The sequence below is a fragment of the Psychrobacter sp. CX16 genome, assembly GCF_057396245.1.
On sequence record NZ_JBXYJF010000030.1, the window covers coordinates 18,507 to 36,028 of the forward strand.

General features: G+C 43.0%; 15 protein-coding genes. 5 read left to right on the forward strand and 10 right to left on the reverse strand.

Annotated elements, in window-relative coordinates:
* Window positions 1-29 precede the first annotated feature (29 nt).
* The 3 genes from AC2SLM_RS10580 to ppnP all read right to left on the reverse strand — a co-directional run bounded on the left by AC2SLM_RS10580 (window position 30) and on the right by ppnP (window position 2,638).
* Complete coding sequence (locus AC2SLM_RS10580) at window positions 30-1,133, reverse strand: DNA topoisomerase IB (protein WP_486553763.1); 1,104 nt, start codon at window positions 1,131-1,133, stop codon at window positions 30-32.
* Between the two features lie 257 nt (window positions 1,134-1,390).
* Window positions 1,391-2,167 carry an SDR family NAD(P)-dependent oxidoreductase gene (locus AC2SLM_RS10585; protein ID WP_486553765.1) on the reverse strand — a complete coding sequence of 259 codons (777 nt, stop codon included), beginning with the start codon at window positions 2,165-2,167 and terminating at the stop codon, window positions 1,391-1,393.
* Window positions 2,168-2,353: 186 nt separating this feature from the next.
* The gene (gene ppnP, locus AC2SLM_RS10590) at window positions 2,354-2,638 is read right to left on the reverse strand and encodes a pyrimidine/purine nucleoside phosphorylase (RefSeq protein WP_486553767.1); all 285 of its coding nucleotides are present in this window, start codon (window positions 2,636-2,638) and stop codon (window positions 2,354-2,356) included.
* Window positions 2,639-2,759: 121 nt separating this feature from the next.
* On the opposite strand from ppnP, the gene AC2SLM_RS10595 reads away from it, so the two are divergent.
* Complete coding sequence (locus AC2SLM_RS10595) at window positions 2,760-3,254, forward strand: arsenate reductase ArsC (protein WP_486540843.1); 495 nt, start codon at window positions 2,760-2,762, stop codon at window positions 3,252-3,254.
* A 22-nt stretch (window positions 3,255-3,276) separates the two neighbouring features.
* Here AC2SLM_RS10595 and AC2SLM_RS10600 read toward each other — a convergent pair whose 3' ends face one another.
* The 7 genes from AC2SLM_RS10600 to AC2SLM_RS10630 all read right to left on the reverse strand — a co-directional run bounded on the left by AC2SLM_RS10600 (window position 3,277) and on the right by AC2SLM_RS10630 (window position 10,854).
* Complete coding sequence (locus tag AC2SLM_RS10600) at window positions 3,277-5,142, reverse strand: ABC transporter ATP-binding protein (protein ID WP_486540845.1); 1,866 nt, start codon at window positions 5,140-5,142, stop codon at window positions 3,277-3,279.
* Between the two features lie 317 nt (window positions 5,143-5,459).
* A complete protein-coding gene (locus AC2SLM_RS10605; RefSeq protein WP_486553769.1) occupies window positions 5,460-6,719 on the reverse strand; it encodes a YARHG domain-containing protein in 1,260 nt (419 codons plus the stop codon).
* Between the two features lie 195 nt (window positions 6,720-6,914).
* On the reverse strand, window positions 6,915-7,169 hold the full coding sequence (locus tag AC2SLM_RS10610; protein WP_486553771.1) for a hypothetical protein: 255 nt from the start codon (window positions 7,167-7,169) through the stop codon (window positions 6,915-6,917).
* A 208-nt stretch (window positions 7,170-7,377) separates the two neighbouring features.
* Window positions 7,378-8,592, reverse strand: a complete 1,215-nt coding sequence (locus AC2SLM_RS10615; protein ID WP_486553773.1) for an RtcB family protein — start codon at window positions 8,590-8,592, stop codon at window positions 7,378-7,380.
* 618 nt (window positions 8,593-9,210) lie between these two features.
* A complete protein-coding gene (locus tag AC2SLM_RS10620) occupies window positions 9,211-9,354 on the reverse strand; it encodes a DUF6691 family protein (RefSeq protein ID WP_486540855.1) in 144 nt (47 codons plus the stop codon).
* Between the two features lie 99 nt (window positions 9,355-9,453).
* Window positions 9,454-9,780 carry a metalloregulator ArsR/SmtB family transcription factor gene (locus AC2SLM_RS10625; protein ID WP_486540857.1) on the reverse strand — a complete coding sequence of 109 codons (327 nt, stop codon included), beginning with the start codon at window positions 9,778-9,780 and terminating at the stop codon, window positions 9,454-9,456.
* A gap of 255 nt (window positions 9,781-10,035) precedes the next feature.
* Window positions 10,036-10,854 (reverse strand): UTRA domain-containing protein, encoded by an 819-nt coding sequence (locus AC2SLM_RS10630; RefSeq protein ID WP_486540859.1) that lies wholly within the window; start codon window positions 10,852-10,854, stop codon window positions 10,036-10,038.
* Between the two features lie 411 nt (window positions 10,855-11,265).
* Between AC2SLM_RS10630 and hutU the strand changes: the two genes are divergently transcribed.
* The 4 genes from hutU to hutI all read left to right on the forward strand — a co-directional run bounded on the left by hutU (window position 11,266) and on the right by hutI (window position 17,272).
* Window positions 11,266-12,987 carry a urocanate hydratase gene (gene hutU / locus AC2SLM_RS10635; protein WP_486553775.1) on the forward strand — a complete coding sequence of 574 codons (1,722 nt, stop codon included), beginning with the start codon at window positions 11,266-11,268 and terminating at the stop codon, window positions 12,985-12,987.
* A 120-nt stretch (window positions 12,988-13,107) separates the two neighbouring features.
* On the forward strand, window positions 13,108-14,667 hold the full coding sequence (hutH, locus tag AC2SLM_RS10640) for a histidine ammonia-lyase (protein ID WP_486553777.1): 1,560 nt from the start codon (window positions 13,108-13,110) through the stop codon (window positions 14,665-14,667).
* Window positions 14,668-14,723: 56 nt separating this feature from the next.
* A complete protein-coding gene (gene hutG / locus AC2SLM_RS10645; protein WP_486553779.1) occupies window positions 14,724-15,848 on the forward strand; it encodes a formimidoylglutamase in 1,125 nt (374 codons plus the stop codon).
* An 83-nt stretch (window positions 15,849-15,931) separates the two neighbouring features.
* Window positions 15,932-17,272: an imidazolonepropionase gene (gene hutI / locus AC2SLM_RS10650; protein WP_486553781.1), complete on the forward strand. Its 1,341-nt coding sequence runs from the start codon at window positions 15,932-15,934 to the stop codon at window positions 17,270-17,272.
* Window positions 17,273-17,522: the final 250 nt, after the last annotated feature.

The following is a 17,522-nucleotide window of genomic DNA, read 5'->3' on the forward strand; positions in this document are numbered from 1 at the left end:
AATAAGACAAATTATCTCTGATGAGTAGCTTACTTGCTTGCGCTTAAAAATGCCAACACTGCTTTTTCATCTAGCGACTGGTGCTGTTTGCTACGGCCACGTCGCCCCTGTTTATATTGCTCTATAAAATTGCCCTTTAAAAATTGCTCAATAATTCTGGGATGAATATAAGACGCACGTGATACACTGGGCGTATTGCCTAAATGTTCTGCCACATCCTTCACCATATCCACCACCAATTGCTGTCGCAGCTTACTGTCCGGTTCACTTGCCAACACTGCCTCATCAGCATGCTCATATAAGTAAGCGGCAGCGAGTACGGAGGCCATCCAAGTTCTAAAGTCTTTGGCACTGTACTCGTGGCCCGTGTGGGTGCGCAAATATTCATTGATATCTTGGCTTTCCACCACTTGTTTATCGCCGGCTTGATCCATGTATTTAAAAATACGATAACCGGGTAGGTCAGAACAGGCTTGAACAATCTCAATCAGGCGCTCATCTTGCAGTTCAATATGATGCTCTTTAGCGCTTTTACCAACAAAATCAAAGGCCAAGCCTTCTTCTGTTTCACTAATATGACGGCTGCGCAGCGTGCTTAAGCCATAGCTTTTGTTTTGCTTAGCATAACGGTCATTACCAATACGAATCAGCGTTGTCTCTAATAATTTGACCACCGCCGCAAGCACATTGGCACGGCTTAACTCTGGTTCATCAAGGTCATGCTCAATTTGAGCACGCAATTTAGGTAATACCTCACCAAATCCAATCACCGCATCAAACTTTGCCTCATCACGCACTTTATTCCACTGCTCATGATACAAATACTGCTTACGCCCTTTTTCATCACGGCCGGTACACTGTAAATGCCCATCGTCGTACTCACATATCCAAACCTCAGACCACATTGGCGGAATCGCCAACGCATCAAAGCGGCTACGTAACGCCTTATCCTTGACCGTATTGCCCAACGAGTCTTTGTAGGTAAAGCCCTTACCCCAACGCCTGCGGGTATAGCCAGGCTGTTCGTCGCTCACATAGCGTAAAGATGCCTGCTTTGCTAAGGCCTCATAATCATGACGCAAATCATGTTGCTTAGACTGGGTTAAGCCGCTTGAGGTTTGGGTGGTTGGCATGCGTCGCTCCTAGCGTTGTTATTATTGCTGTTGTTTTTAATAAGAATCGATGGTTTAGATTTAATATGTGGATGGCTTCATTCTAAATAGCTTCGGCTTGTTTAAACAGTAGCCGGCAGCAGTGAATCTGTTACTCAGTGTAAATAGATGAGTGCCTTTAAAATTTTAAAGCACTTAAACCAAAAAAAGCGACATCCGATTAAGGACACCGCTTTGTCTTTATTGCTTTATCTATAGGCTAATGTTTTACGCGCCTATTAGGTCATACGAATTGCACCATCCAAACGAATGACGTCAGCATTTAAATAGGCATTCTCAATGATATGCGCGGCCAGATTTGCAAATTCTGCAGGCTGCCCCAAACGTTTTGGATAAGGGACGCTAGCTTTGAGCTGCTCCTGCGCTTTTTCAGGTAAACCGGCCATCATAGGTGTCTCAAAGATACCCGGAGCAATGGTCATGACACGAATACCATGACGTGTCAGCTCGCGTGCAAGCGGCAGCATTAGACCAACCACACCCGCTTTTGATGAACCATAACTGCCCTGCCCAACTTGGCCATCAAAGGCAGCAATAGAGGCAGTATTGATAATAATGCCTTGATCTTTATTATCCGGACCGCCATTAGCAGTGACACGTTTGGCGATACTTGCAGCAACCAAGCGAGCTACATTAAAGCTGCCGACTAAATTGACCTCAATGCCTTTGCTAAATTTATCCAAGTCCGCCGGATTGTTATCACGGTCCAGTAATTTTTGCACAATAGCAATACCGGCACAGTTGATACTACCTGATAATCCGCCAAACTCCTTTTCTGCTGTATCAACAGCAGCTTGAACTTGCTCACCACTGGTCACGTCACAGCGTACAAAGCGAACGTTATCACCCAATTCACTTGCCAGTGCTTGGCCGGCCTCTTCATTCAAATCAGCGATAACGATATTGGCGCCGCGCTTAAATAACTCGCGCGTGGTTGCCTCGCCCAAACCTGAAGCGCCACCGGTTACGATAAATGTTTGTGATTCTATTTGCATACTATTTCCTTATAAATGAGTGTTAGATAAGCCTTGCTATTAATAGCGTATTTTAAATACAGTTGCAACACAGCCGATAAGCTGATCTGTTTTTATGTCATTGAATAACTTAATAAAAAAGCGATTAGGATAAATCATCTCAATCGCGTCCCAGTAGCCATTAGCCATCGTTATGACGGTTAATTGCTATTTGCCATAAGTACACAGATAAGCGGTTTCAACATCCACTTTTACCTGAAACTTCTGATCCGCTTCAATGGTAAAGCTTTGGCCGGCATCATAGGTAACAAACTCATCTGAGTCTGGCAGCTTAACAGTTAATGCACCGCTAACCACATTCATGGTTTCAAATTCGCTGGTGGCAAATTCATATTCACCAATTTCCATCACACCGACTGTGGCAGGCTTGGTCGCCGTTTGAAAAGCAATTGAGGTGACTTTGTTATCGAAATACTGATTAATGCTTGGCATGCGCTCTCCTTAAATAATGAATGGGTATAAGAGGTTATAGCAGGATTGTAATATGATTGGCAATAGGAATCTATTATACTAGCGCTTATATTTGAATGTTAGATCAATAATGGAGTTGCTTGTGCCTAACACCACCCCTTATACCGTCCTCTTCTTATGCAAAGAAAATGTAGGCCGCAGTCTTATGGCAGAAGCCATGTTAAAGAAATTAGGTCATGGCCGCTTTGAAGTTTATAGTGCCGGTATTAAGCCTCTAGATGAAGCCAACCCTGTTGCCATGCAAATACTTAAAGACAATGGATTTAATACCGAGGGTTTATACCCCAAGCACTATAGCGTCTTTTTAGAAGAAGATGCCCCGCATTTAGACTTTGTCTTTACCTTATGCGCAGACAGTGCTGAAGAAGCCAAACTCAACATCTGGGATGATTTAGCACGTGACACCATCACTGCGCACTGGCACTTCCCTGATCCATCTTTAGAAGCTGCAAACAGCGAATCTGAGCATGAGGAATATACGCGCGTTGAGATGCAACTGGCTCAGCGAATTAAGACCTTTATGATGCTGCCGGATGACAAGTTAAATCAGATTGCCAATCCCGATAACACGCTTTAAAGTGAATAGCGATTTAATTAACCTATTCATCCGTTAAAAAACCACCAGTCTGACGCTCCCACAGGCCAGCATAGACACCCTTTTTCGCAAGCAACTCTTGGTGTGTACCTTGCTCAATAATACGACCTTGATCCATGACTACCAGTCTATCCATCGACGCAATGGTTGAAAGTCTATGCGCAATGGCAATCACTGTTTTATCTTGCATTAAGCTACCCAAACTTTCTTGAATGGCTGCTTCGACTTCACTATCAAGTGCTGAAGTTGCCTCATCTAAGATTAAAATCGGTGCATCTTTTAATAGCACACGCGCAATGGCAATACGCTGACGTTGACCGCCTGATAATTTGACCCCACGCTCACCGACTTGTGCATCAAGCCCTTTGTTACCTTTTAAATCAACCAATGAATCAATAAACTCATCGGCATTGGCTTGTTTAATCGCACGCTGTAGCTCTTCTTCTGTGGCATCAGGCTTACCATATATGATGTTTTCGCGCACGGTGCGGTGCAATAATGACGTATCTTGGGTGACCATAGCAATGTGCTCACGCAAGCTTTCTTGCTCTACTTTGCTGATATCCTGCCCATCGATACATATGCTACCGCCTTGCACATCATAAAATCTGAGTAGCAAATTAACCAAGGTTGATTTGCCTGCACCCGAACGGCCGACTAAGCCAATACGCTCACCCGGTTTGATATGTAAGTTTAAATCATTAAAGATACTTAACGCTTTGTCATCCTCACTATTGCCATCATTAATACCGGCTCTGTGATAGCTAAATCTCACGTTATTGAAGTCAACCTGCGCACCTTGAACCGCTATCGGCTGAGCGCCTTCTTTATCAGTTAGCGTCAATGGTTTAGTCAACAAGCTCATACCATCACGAACCGTACCTAAGCTTTCAAATAAATCGGTTAGCTCAAACATCACCCAACGTGACATGCCGAGTAGTCTTAATGCCATCGATACCGCAACCGCAATCGCGCCAAGACCAACCAAGTCATTAAGCCACAAATAGATACTCAGTGCACTGGTCGCAAAGATAAGAACATAGTTCAAAATGGTCATGGTTATCATCAAGGTTGATAACGTGCCCATTTGCTTATAAACCGTCTGTAAATATGTATCCATACTGTCGCGCGCATATTCCGCCTCGCTTTCGGTATGCGCAAATAGCTTGACTGTATTGATGTTGGTATAGGCATCGACAATACGGCCAGTCATAGTCGAGCGCGCATCAGATTGGGCCTGCGAATACTGACGCACTTTCGGATTAAAGTAGAATTGCAGCGCAGTATAAAGACAAAGCCAAACCAACATCGGCACTAAAAACCAAGTGTTTAAATTGGTCAATACATAGAGCATACTGCCGAAATAAACCAGTACGTATACCATTACCGAGACCGTGATTAAGGTGACTTCACGCACAGCCATACTGCTTTGCATCACCTTGGTCGCTGCTCGCCCTGCAAACTCATCTTGGAAAAATGACATGCCTTGATTGAGTAAATAACGGTGTGAACGCCAACGCACACTCATCGGTAGGTTACCATTTAAGGTACGACTTCTAAGTGATGTACGCAGATAGTTAATTAACGGCATCGCAATCAGAAGCAACGCTGAATAACCCAATAAGGTTGGCATCTCACTTTGCAAAAAGGTCGCTTTGTCATGTTCGCTGAGTAAATCAACCAACTGCCCCATAAAAGCATAAATAGCGATTTCACTCACTGCCGATAGCGCCTCTAAGATGCCCAATGCGAGAAATACCCAACCATAACCTTGGTTATGATAACGAATAAAGCCCCACAAGGTATTTGGCGGGGTTTGGTTATCAATTTTGGGAAATGGATTGACGAGTTTTTCAAAAAATAGACTCATGAGGCTCCTTAGTGACAATACCAAAGTGGGGATACTACCTGAGGAAAGAACTGATTACATAACTTTTTAAATAATAGCCGAATAATACTAATTGCTAATGGGACTAAATCACACTTTTTAAACCGTTAGCTACATTCAAATAACATTTGTAGGGATACGTCTCATAAGGGATAGAGCTTATTAAAGCGAACCAACTTCAGTTAAGGGCTCATTGGCATTAAACTCATCAGCACACAAATGCTCAGCAGCAATATTATCTAAATTTGGCATGCTTTTTTTTGGCATTGGTTAACGATGATAAATATTGGTTTAAGAAGTTATTTTGAGATTGAATCAGTATGTTCATTATTTTCCAATACGATTTTATTTTTATAACTATCTAACTCTTGTATATATTCTCGCTCAAACTTATCTAATTTAGTAAAATCTGCTTTGTAATTTAGGTCTTCAATATACCAAGGTTGACGGTCATAGTATGCTTGCAACTTTGGATTACTAAATACATACCCACGACGGGCAAAAGGATAGTTACGCAATACTTTTAAAGAAAAATCGTCTAGCTTATCTTCTTCTCTAACATGATTTATTGCTAAGTAATTCAATGATAAATCATGAGTATTTGCATTAAAAGGTGGCTGATAGCTTCCTATTTGTGGTGAATACAGATACAACTCACCTTGTGGTTTAAAGTTTTTTTTCTTAAAGACAACGTTACCCTCTCGCATCGCAAACGTGGTGCTAGGTTTGCTTTCGTCAGCATAATAAGAGTTATGAGTAAGACTGGTAGTCGGATATTTGCTCCCTACGCCGTTAATCTGCCAATCATTGCTACTATCAAAGAAACTATTTGGTATGTTAAATTCAATTAAATCACCCATATCAATGGTTAATTCAAACTCGTCAATAACACTATCACCCCAACGATTAATAGCGGTTAATACATAGTCAAAGGCATACCTATTATCCACACTACCCGATGCTTCAAAACGATAACTGTGGTCAATGGTATTTTTTCCCGATTTAAAATTAGCCGAAAAGTGATAAACGTATAACTCATTAATCCATGTCTGCTCAGCATAACGCGCTTCTTGCGTAGATTCTTTTTCATGTTTAATACGCCCATTTAGGAAATAAAAAGGTGACTTGGCTTTGTTTAAATTTAATGTACGATAGCCCTCTGCATCCATTTCCCAATGTTCATCGGTGTCTACAAGAGCAATATCATACTGTACCGACTGCCCATTTACTTTGGCAGTAAAGCCTTTCATATAGGGGTGTCCACCATTGACTGGCATTGTGTTTGCATCACCAACAGGAGGTAAGGCCTCAAAGCCAACCAGCAACGAGACAGGTTTGCCTTTATTCAGCATCTCATAATGTACATCAACCACAATATCCTCACCCTCACGGCGGATATTTAAGATTTCTTTTTTGACATCAATTTGGGTAGTATGCATCGGTACAAGCTGATTACCAGACATATAGTAAGCACCGTCATTAGCTAAGCTGGTAGGTGAACTAATTATTGTAATAACCATACTAATGGCTAATATAGTCTTAAGGACTAGTTTTTGCATTTAATAACCTAACGTCTAAAAAATTAGTTGAATGATGCTGACCTATATTTTATTGAGAAGAATGTTATAGAAAATAAATATACACTAGTTTTCGTAAACACATTTTAAAATCATATTTAGCATCATAAAAAGCCAATCCTATTGTCATAGAATGGGCTTTTTATTTGCTTGAATAAATAAACTACATCAAACCATTTAAATTTCAGACAACCAATCCTTTTGACGCAAACTTTGCTTGGTCTCACGGCGCTTTTTCTTACGCACCGCTTCGATATTGTCTTTTTCATGGATGCCGCCCTTCTTTAGCAGCGGATTAAAAGCAACATGATTACGTGGTTTGGTTGCGTCTTTTAGGGCGCTTAGGTTCGCTGTATTATTAAGGCTAGCATCACCCTTTTTGGTTTGATTTTCTAACTGCTTAGCCAGTTTTAGAGTTTGTTTTAAGCTCATAGTTTTGTCCTAAATTTCTTAGTTTTATATTTGATTCAATGTTTGGTTTTTTAATTAATAACATTTTTATTCTCCTTAAATTAGTAATTCATTCTTAAATACTTAAGCGTATTTCGATTTAATTCTGCTATGGGTAAATCAAGTGTCGATCTACGTCTAGTACTTCAAGTGAGATTGATACTACAGCAGAATTAAATGGCGTATAAAACTAACCCTTCACGCAAAGCACCTGTTTTAAGGTATGCACCACTTCAACCAAATCTTTTTGATTGTCCATTACCTCATCGATGTCTTTGTACGCACCAGGGATTTCATCAAGTACGCTTTTGTCTTTTTTACACTCAACGCCTGCGGTTTGTGCTTTGAGCTCATCAACGGTAAAGGTTTTAGATGCTTTGGTTCGACTCATCTTGCGCCCTGCCCCATGTGAGCATGAGCAAAAGGACTCTTCATTACCAAGACCACGCACGATAAAGGACTTAGCACCCATCGAACCTGGAATAATACCCAGTTCGCCCTCATAAGCACTGATAGCACCTTTGCGAGTGACATAGACGTTTTCGCCAAAGTGTGTTTCTTCTTCCACATAGTTGTGGTGACAGTTAATGGCCTCTTTGGTCAGAGTAAAATGTGGTAATCCTGCCTGCTTAGACTGCATTGCATTTAATACCAAACGCATCATCTCTTTCCGGTTTTGCACCGCATAATCCTGCGCCCACTGCACCGCTTCCACATAGTCATCAAAGCTACTTGAGCCTTCAGCAAAATAGGACAAGTCTTTATCGGGCACATGACCAAAGCGCGATTGATGTTCTTTTTTGGCCAAATTAATAAAATAGCGGCCGATACAATTACCAATACCTCGGCTACCCGAGTGCAGCATCACCCACACATCGTTATTTTCATCAATACAAATCTCGATGAAGTGGTTACCACCGCCAAGCGTACCCAGCTGCTTAGCCCAGGTACGCTCAAAACCTTTGAGCATCTTTAAAAGGCCTGGATGCTTATCGGTAATTGGCTTTAAGCGTTTACCCAATGGATCAAGGGTTGAGGCTTTGGCCGTGATTTGGTTGTGCATATTAAAGCCAACCGGCACTTGCTTTTCGATTGCTGAGCGCACCGCGCTTAGACTGTCTGGCAAGTCGCTGGCCGTTAGCGATGTACGCACTGCGTTCATACCACAGCCGATATCGACACCGACTGCCGCAGGAATAATGGCGGACTTGGTCGGAATCACACTGCCCACTGTCGCGCCTTTACCCACATGCACATCTGGCATCACCGCAATATGCGAGTGCACAAACTCTAACTGCGCCATATTACGTAATTGCTGTATCGCCTCTTGCTCGATATCTTGGGTATACACCTTAACCGGTACGCCCTTTTTACTGTTTTCATTCAAAATTAGCTGTATGCCCATTTTGTTATTACCTTCATCTGTTTAGTCGAATGTGCTCGTTAATAAAAATTGATTTAAAAGAGCACGACTCGCTTTGTATTTATTTTTGTTGATTTATAGGTTGTCGTGAGTTGAAACTGTATAGTCAAAGAAGTCTAAAATGGTTACAAGGCAACCGAGCGTAAGTACTACAAATGTAGGCTTAGCGAGGTTAACACCGTAACCGTTTAGTAGTTCGCTGACTATGTTAAATGACAGACGCAAAAAGCCCATTAACCAAAGGTCAATGAGTTAAGACAATGCAAATTAAATTATGGCCAGTAGCTAGCCTAAAGAAATGATCGAGGTAGAATAAGCTTAGTTAAAGCTTAAATGAACCGTACCGAGGTCATCGCTCATTGTGTTTTGCGTCATCTGTAACACAGTCTTTTGAAACAAATACATGCTGATTCCTCCGTAGGTTGTGGCCAAATACACAGATGTGTCGTGGCGTGGGTTGATAAAGTGAGTCGTATTATACGGGATAATCAGGTTTACAGCAAATTGATGATTAGCTGAGCTTCAAAGGTCATATTAAAGTTCTGTTTTATGTACACTTCAAACCAAACCTGCCTACCCCGTATGATTTGAGATTAACGTCTAGTTTTTGATTAATTTGGCATGTAACCAAAATCCTGCCAGCATCGCCACCACAAATATCATCGACTCGGTGTAGCCTGCAAATGTAGTCACTAACACAGGCGCTAGACAAAACCCAAGAATGCCCCAGCCAATACCAAACATAAGGCTCTCAATCGTCGCCACTTATTTGAGGTTGACGCAGGTATTTATTCTCATTTATTGAACCGGTTCAAAAACTTAAGTCACCTCTTTAAGATAACTCTATTTTGTACAAAAGCGCTGATACAAAACTTGCATCACGGCCAGCGCATCATCACTGGCAATACTATAAAAAATCTGGCGACCTTCACGGCGAGTATTCACCAAACCATTCTCACGTAGCACGCCTAACTGCTGCGACAGGCTTGGCTGCCTAATACCCGTTGCCTGCTGTAAATCACGCACACAAGATTCAGACTCTACCAACTGGCACAATAGCAGTAGACGATCTGAGTGCGACAATGACTTCAGTAGCGCAGACGCTTTAGAAGCTGATTCTTTTAATGCTCCCACATCAATATTGGTGGTGTCTTTTATTTTATTTGGCATATTTATATCTCTTATATCCGTTGTATAACACCCTATTATATACAACCGCCAAGTCTATACATATAAATATTATATAATTTTGTATAATATTATGGCATAAGTTTATTCTGATATGACATAGTCTATTTATGTCATAAATTCTTAAGCGTCAGATGCATTAAAAGGGCTTAATCATGAATAATTACTATTCATAATTAAGTCTGATATTAATAGCTTTCATCTAATCCAATCAAGCTTTGATGATGCAGGTTAAGACTACAAAATACCAGAGAATTGGTAACGACTGCCAGCATGCCACATATTCACGAAGGTAACCACACGGCCGGCTGAATAGGTCTGACGACTTAATAACAATGCCGGTTCCCCTGCTTCCATCTGTAGTGCAGTAGCGACTTTTTTGGGTGCAGCGACTGCCCGAATGGTATAATTGCCCCCTTGTAGCGGCGCTTGTTCAATAAGATACTCGCTGGTATTTATCACACTAAAATTCTGCTCAATAAAGTTAGGCACCAATGATGCATCTACCCAACGCTCTTCAAATTGCACCGGTTTGCCATCTGCAATATGTACAATCTCTACTTCATCGATAGGATCGTCATTATTACGCTGTAATAGCTTGTTGTTCGGTAGATTGCTTGGCTCGGCATCTTCATCCCACGTGGTGTTATCGCCTTTCTCATCAAGCATTGGCGCGGTAAACATTGATATAATACGCGGGCTGATATCGCTGACTCTCAGACGCTGCTGATTGACGACTTTGGCTTCATATTGCTTACCGGCGGCTCGAATATCTGCGGCAATATTACGCACCTCCACAACAGTATGATTGTATTGCTGCTGCGCCACAAAAGTGCCGGACCCTTGTCTGCGCTCTAAAACCCGCTCTTCACTCAGCTCCTTTAGGGCGCGATTAACCGTCATGCGTGATACAGAAAATCTATCCGCCAGTGCATACTCAGTAGGAATCGCCTCACCTGCCTGCCACTTACCAGAATGAATATTTTTTAAGATACTTTCTTTGATACGTTGATACGCAGGTTTTGGGCGCTTGGCTTGTTGTGGCTTTTTTGACATGAGATAAGGCTCATTATTTAAGTTAACAAATATAAAAATATGTACATATTACAATGGCACTTAATACTTTGTAAGCATTAACTAAAACCCATGCAGACAGCTTGCAGTGCCGGCTAAGACAATATTATCTTGCTACTTACCTGATTATCTTGCTACTTATCTGATTATCTTGATACTTACCTGCTGCTTAAAGCATGATGGGCCTGTTAGTATAGCAGTAATTTATAATCTGTCATCTGGCTGTCATATTAATTTAGAAAGTCTAAACCAATAATACCAAACAAATATTCATTCAAGCCTACTTTTGCTAAAAAAGTCTTGCATCCTTATTTTTTTCTTGATAATTTGTCTATACAAATATCTATAATTATCCCTGTTTTCTTTTCTTAAATTTATATAAAGGACTATTTTATGACTGATTCTAAATTTATTCGCCGAGACGAGAGCCGCGAAATAGCGTCACCTACTGGCACAACATTAACTTGTAAAAGCTGGTTAACCGAAGCACCTTTTCGCATGTTGCAAAACAACCTACATCCTGATGTGGCTGAAAACCCAAAAAGCTTAGTTGTGTATGGTGGTATTGGCCGTGCAGCGCGTAACTGGGAAAGCTACGATCAAATCTTAGAGTCTTTAAAAGAATTAGAAGACACAGAAACCTTATTGGTTCAATCAGGTAAGCCTGTCGGCGTATTCAAAACGCACGAAGATGCGCCTCGCGTATTAATCGCTAACTCAAACCTTGTGCCAAAATGGGCAACGTGGGAGCACTTCAACGAGCTTGATCGTAAAGATTTAATGATGTACGGACAAATGACCGCGGGCAGCTGGATTTATATCGGTACCCAAGGCATTGTCCAAGGTACGTATGAAACCTTTGCCGAAGCCGGTCGTCAACATTATGGTAAAGGGGATGCTACTGCTAGCACGGACAACTGGAAAGGTCGCTGGATTTTAACTGCAGGTCTAGGTGGTATGGGCGGCGCGCAGCCATTAGCAGCAACATTTGCAGGTGCTGTATCATTAAACATCGAATGTCAGCAAAGCAGCATCGATTTCCGTCTACGTACCGGTTACGTTGACAAACAAGCCAAAGACTTAGATGAAGCTTATGATCTGATTAAAAAGCACACTGAAGCTGGTGAAGCGGTATCGATTGCTCTATTAGGCAATGCTGCCGAAATCCTACCAGAGATGGTAAAACGTGCCAAAGCGGGCGAGATTAAGCCAGACTTAGTAACGGACCAAACGTCTGCTCATGACTTGGTCAATGGCTATCTGCCTATTGGCTGGACTGTAGAAGAATGGAGAGCGGCGCAAGAAGATCCTAGCAAATTTGAAAAAGTAGCTAAAGACGCGGCTCGTTCATGTGCCATTCATGTTGAAGCCATGCTTGAATTCCAAAAAATGGGCGTACCAGCGACAGACTACGGTAACAACATCCGTCAGGTCGCTTATGACGAAGGTATCAAAAATGCCTTTGATTTCCCAGGCTTCGTTCCTGCGTATATCCGTCCACTATTCTGCGAAGGTAAAGGGCCATTCCGCTGGGTAGCGCTATCAGGTGATCCAGAGGACATCTACAAAACAGATCAGAAGATTAAAGAGCTATTCCCAGAAAATAAACACGTACATCGCTGGTTAGATATGGCCAATGAGCGTATTAAATTCCAAGGCTTGCCTGCACGTATTTGCTGGCTTGGCTTAGGTGAACGTGATAAAGCAGGTCTTGCCTTTAACGAAATGGTCAAAAATGGCGAGCTTAAAGGACCAATCGTTATTGGTCGTGACCATTTAGACACCGGCTCTGTTGCCAGTCCGAACCGTGAAACCGAGAGCATGAAAGACGGCTCAGATGCGGTATCAGATTGGGCATTATTAAATGGCATGCTAAACGTAGCAGGCGGTGCAACTTGGGTATCACTACATCATGGTGGCGGTGTTGGCATGGGCTATTCACAACATTCAGGCATGGTTATCGTTGCTGATGGTACCGATGCGGCAGCCAAACGTCTGTCTCGCGTATTAGTCAATGACTGTGGTACTGGCGTCATGCGTCATGCCGATGCAGGCTATGAGTTGGCTATAAAAACAGCCAAGGAATATGGGCTAAAACTACCTATGATTAAGTAAGGTCTGTTAAATAGCGCACCATTATATTCGTCAACTGTTATATCGCCATAAGGCTCGCCTTGTAGCGGTTTTACCGTTTACCAGCTAATCTTACATTTTATAGTTATAGGAATAATAATAATGACCCAGCCTTTATCACTAACCCTCACCCCACGTAAGCTTACTTTCGAACAACTGCGCCAAGTCTATGATGCGCCAATACACGTTAATCTTGTCGATAGCGCTTATCAAGACATCGATGCATCACATGACTGTGTCAAAGAAATTATTGCACGTGACAAAAGCGCTTATGGCATCAATACCGGCTTTGGTCTTTTAGCCAAAACCCGTATCAGTGATGATCAGCTAGGCTTATTGCAATACAATCTCATCGTATCCCATTCCGTTGGTACCGGTGAGCGTTTAGGGGACGGCGTGGTACGCCTAATCATGGTTATGAAAGTTGCTAGCCTAGCTCAAGGATTTTCTGGCGTACGCCGTGACGTGATAGACGGTTTAATCGGTTTGATTAATAACAACATTATTCCGCATATTCCGGCCAAAGGCTCAGTCGGTGCATCAGGTGATTTAGCGCCATTATCACACATGACGTTAACCCTTCTCGGCCAAGGCAGCTGCTATGTCAATGGCCAAGAAGTTGAGGCCAAAGAGGCGTTAGCACAAGCCGGACTTGAGCCGGTAACGCTCGCGGCTAAAGAAGGTTTGGCGCTGATTAATGGCACTCAAGTGTCAACTGCGCTTACGCTGCGTGGTTATTTTTTAGCCCGAGATTTAGTTGCGACAGCGACAGTAGTTGGTGCGCTTTCAGTAGACGCTGCTCGTGGTTCAGACTCGCCTTTTGATGCGCGTATTCATGAGGTGCGTGGCCATCATGGTCAGATTCAAATTGCCAAAGCGCACCGTAGCTTAATTGCTGGCAGTGAAATTCGTGCCTCGCACACTGAGAACGATGACCGCGTACAAGACCCTTATTGCCTCCGTTGTCAGCCTCAAGTGATCGGTGCTTGTCTCGATATCATTAATCAAGCAGGCAATACGCTACTCATCGAAGCCAATGCCGTCACTGATAATCCACTAATCTTTAGAAATGAAGACGAACCGGTTGCTATCTCTGGTGGTAATTTCCATGCAGAGCCCGTTGCCTTTGCTGCCGATACGTTGGCATTAGCTATCGCCGAAATTGGCTCTATGTCTGAGCGCCGTGTGGCACTGCTTATCGATGCTACTTTAAATGGTGGTCTACCGCCTTTCTTAGTCGAAAATCCAGGGGTGAACTCTGGCTTTATGATTGCGCATGTCACCGCCGCTGCCCTAGCCTCAGAGAACAAATCACTGGCGCATCCTGCCAGCGTTGACAGCATCCCGACGTCTGCCAACCAAGAAGACCATGTGTCTATGGCCACCTTTGCCGGTCGCCGTTTGTATGATATGGCGCAAAACACTGCCACCATTGTTGGTATCGAGTTATTGGCGGCAGGCCAAGGGATTGATTTCCATAAAGGGCTAAAAACCTCGAAGCTGTTAAGACAAGCGCATAGCCTGTTACGTGAAAAAGTGACCTTTTATGACAAAGACCGCTATCTTGCACCAGATATTGAAGCGGCCAAGCAGTTGGTATTGTCTACTGCACTCAATCAGCATTGGTCTGAGCTGCGAGCAGATTGGTTTTTGCAACGTTAACGCTCAGTAATGTCATAACCTTTTATATAACTTTATAATCTTTGAGAGTGTTTATTATGTCAACCCCATCATCATCAAGCGATAAAACCTGCATTGGGGCTCAGCATATTCCTTTTGACTCCAGTCTTTGGACGGGCCGTGCTGAGCCTGATGAATCAGAGCGCGCATTGTATTGGTATCAGCTGATCCAGCCACATGATGCTTTTAACTCAGAAGAGACTGACTCATCAGATGCTCTGCATAATAAACCCTCTTCAAAGGTAACCTTGGTTGGTTATGCCTGTGATCAAGGCGTGCGTCGTAATTTAGGACGTGTTGGTGCTAGATATGCGCCGCCTGCTATTCGTCAAACCTTTGCTAAGCTGCCTATCACGCCGGCGCTGCAAGATAAATTTGATAAAGCAGAATATGACACGTTTTTAAGTGACATCGGTGATATTGCCTGTTATGACAACGACAGCTTAATGCCTGACGTGTTAGAGCAGACGCAAGCAAAATACAGCGAGCAAGTCACTGGTATTATCAATCGAGGCAGCCTAGCCATCGGTATCGGCGGCGGTCATGCCATTGCCTATGCCAGTTATATGGGACTTTGGAATGCGTTAAATAGCCCCGAGAATACTGCCCAAAACGACTCGAATACTCAAGCGCCTAAGATTGGCATTATTAATTTTGACGCGCATTTAGACATCCGTAACGCTCAAAAAGGCACTTCTGGCACCCCGTTTCGTCAAATCGCTGAGCACAATCAAGCACATGATCAGCCGTTTCATTACTGTGCTATTGGCCTCAGTCAGTTTTCTAACACCGCCGCTCTGTTTGACAGAGCCGATAAGCTTGGCGTGACGATTATTAGTGATGACTCATGCGCTCGCAGTAGTTGGGATTGTGTCGCAAAACAGTTAGAGCAATTTATTGCGCAAGTAGACGTGCTATATATTACGATGGATATGGACGCCTTCCCTGCCAGTATTGTCCCTGGCGTGAGTGCGCCTGCAGCTAAAGGCATCTCCATCGACTTTGCTGAACGTTGTCTTGAGGTAATTTTTGCCAGTGGTAAGGTAAAAATGGCTGATGTTGCTGAAATTAACCCCACCTATGATATAGATGAGCGCAGTTGCAAAGTTACTGCCCGCTTTTTAGCGTTAATGATTCAGCATCATTTACTACAACAGCATTAAATAAACAATCAGCCCATAAGTTAACCACGACTCATTTAATAATTCATGACTTAAGAAACTCATTTATAGAATCGGAGTCTACTATGACATCCCACACCAATAATAACTTTCCTGAACATTTTGATACTCTTATTTTGCATGCCAATATGGCTACTTTCTCCGAAGTATACGGCTTTGATAGAGCGTTAGCCGGTGCAAACTCTGACCCTTCAAAGTCATCAAAGCCGCACAGCCCTTATGGTCAAATCATAGACGGCGCTCTTGCCATTACTGATGGCAAAATTAGCTGGATTGGTGATAGCCAAAGTGCTTTAAATAGCCAAGCTTATCATCATGCTATCACTCAAGAGGATGCTGATGACAAAATCATTTATGCCAATCGTCAGTGGTTATTACCTGGTTTAATTGATTGCCACACTCACCTCGTATACGGCGGAAACCGCAGCAATGAATTTGAAGCGCGTTTGCAGGGTATCAGCTACAAAGAGATTGCTGAAAATGGCGGCGGTATCATCTCCACAGTAACAGCAACACGTGAGGCCAGCTTTGAAGAGTTATACGCACAAACTGAACGCCGCCTGCAAGCGCTACTTGCTGAAGGTCTGACCACCATCGAGATTAAATCAGGCTACGGTCTTGATTTAGAGACTGAGCGCAAAATGCTACAGGTGGCTCGCCAACTGGGCGAAGATTATAACCTTACAGTTAAGACCACCTATCTTGCTGCCCATGCCCTACCGACTGAGTATAAAGACAAAGAAAACGGCTCAGATGCGTACATCGATGCAGTATGCGAGTGGATGCCAATTTTGCATAATGAAGGTTTAATTGACGCGGTTGACGGCTTTTGTGAAAACATTGGCTTTAGCAAAGCACAAATGGCCAAAGTATTTAATACCGCAAAACAGCTTGGTCTACCTGTTAAGCTTCATGCTGAGCAGTTAAGTGATATGGATGGCAGTGGCTTGGTCGCTGATTATAACGGCCTATCCTCTGACCATCTAGAATATTTATCAGAGAAAAATGTAGAGAAAATGGCGGAGCATGATGTAGTCGCTGTGTTATTGCCAGGGGCGTTCTATACGTTAAAAGAGACCCAATTGCCGCCAATGGATGCGATATATAAACACAACGTAGCGATTGCGCTATCGACCGACTGTAATCCTGGTACGTCTCCATTAACCTCACTATTAATGACACTAAATATGGGCTGTACTTTATTTAGTATGACTCCTGAGCAGGCGCTCGCAGGTATTACTACTCATGCAGCAAAAGCGCTAGGCTTAGATAATAAAGGACGTATCGAAGTTGGTAATGATGCAGATTTGAGCTTATGGAATATCGAACGTCCTGCTGATCTTGCCTACCAGATGGGCCTTAATCCATTAGCGGATGTGATGAGTAGTGGTGAATGGCGTAGCTAATTTGGGCGTGTGCAACATTCGCAAATTAGCACTGCTGATAGCTAAAATTGTTTCAGACTAGGCGTAAACCGTCGTTAATGTCTAGACCTTGACTAGGTTTGCAACAACGTCTGGGGCGATTTTAGCATCAGCCTCACTCGAGCACAGCTCTCGCCTTGCGAACGGGCAAAGCAGTGCTTTGCTTAATCCGTTCTCAGGGGCGGGACTCTTTTTTGCCAATATATTGCGAAATTGTCTAACTTAGAATGAC

What these genes read in the sequence shown, in the direction of transcription:
- AC2SLM_RS10580 (WP_486553763.1), bottom strand. Translation starts at nt 1,133, where the DNA reads ATGCCAACCACCCAAACCTCAAGCGGCTTAACCCAGTCTAAGCAACAT.
- AC2SLM_RS10585 (WP_486553765.1), bottom strand. Translation starts at nt 2,167, where the DNA reads ATGCAAATAGAATCACAAACATTTATCGTAACCGGTGGCGCTTCAGGT.
- ppnP (WP_486553767.1), bottom strand. Translation starts at nt 2,638, where the DNA reads ATGCCAAGCATTAATCAGTATTTCGATAACAAAGTCACCTCAATTGCT.
- AC2SLM_RS10600 (WP_486540845.1), bottom strand. Translation starts at nt 5,142, where the DNA reads ATGAGTCTATTTTTTGAAAAACTCGTCAATCCATTTCCCAAAATTGAT.
- AC2SLM_RS10605 (WP_486553769.1), bottom strand. Translation starts at nt 6,719, where the DNA reads ATGCAAAAACTAGTCCTTAAGACTATATTAGCCATTAGTATGGTTATT.
- AC2SLM_RS10610 (WP_486553771.1), bottom strand. Translation starts at nt 7,169, where the DNA reads ATGAGCTTAAAACAAACTCTAAAACTGGCTAAGCAGTTAGAAAATCAA.
- AC2SLM_RS10615 (WP_486553773.1), bottom strand. Translation starts at nt 8,592, where the DNA reads ATGGGCATACAGCTAATTTTGAATGAAAACAGTAAAAAGGGCGTACCG.
- AC2SLM_RS10620 (WP_486540855.1), bottom strand. Translation starts at nt 9,354, where the DNA reads ATGTTTGGTATTGGCTGGGGCATTCTTGGGTTTTGTCTAGCGCCTGTG.
- AC2SLM_RS10625 (WP_486540857.1), bottom strand. Translation starts at nt 9,780, where the DNA reads ATGCCAAATAAAATAAAAGACACCACCAATATTGATGTGGGAGCATTA.
- AC2SLM_RS10630 (WP_486540859.1), bottom strand. Translation starts at nt 10,854, where the DNA reads ATGTCAAAAAAGCCACAACAAGCCAAGCGCCCAAAACCTGCGTATCAA.
- hutU (WP_486553775.1), top strand. Translation starts at nt 11,266, where the DNA reads ATGACTGATTCTAAATTTATTCGCCGAGACGAGAGCCGCGAAATAGCG.
- hutH (WP_486553777.1), top strand. Translation starts at nt 13,108, where the DNA reads ATGACCCAGCCTTTATCACTAACCCTCACCCCACGTAAGCTTACTTTC.
- hutG (WP_486553779.1), top strand. Translation starts at nt 14,724, where the DNA reads ATGTCAACCCCATCATCATCAAGCGATAAAACCTGCATTGGGGCTCAG.
- hutI (WP_486553781.1), top strand. Translation starts at nt 15,932, where the DNA reads ATGACATCCCACACCAATAATAACTTTCCTGAACATTTTGATACTCTT.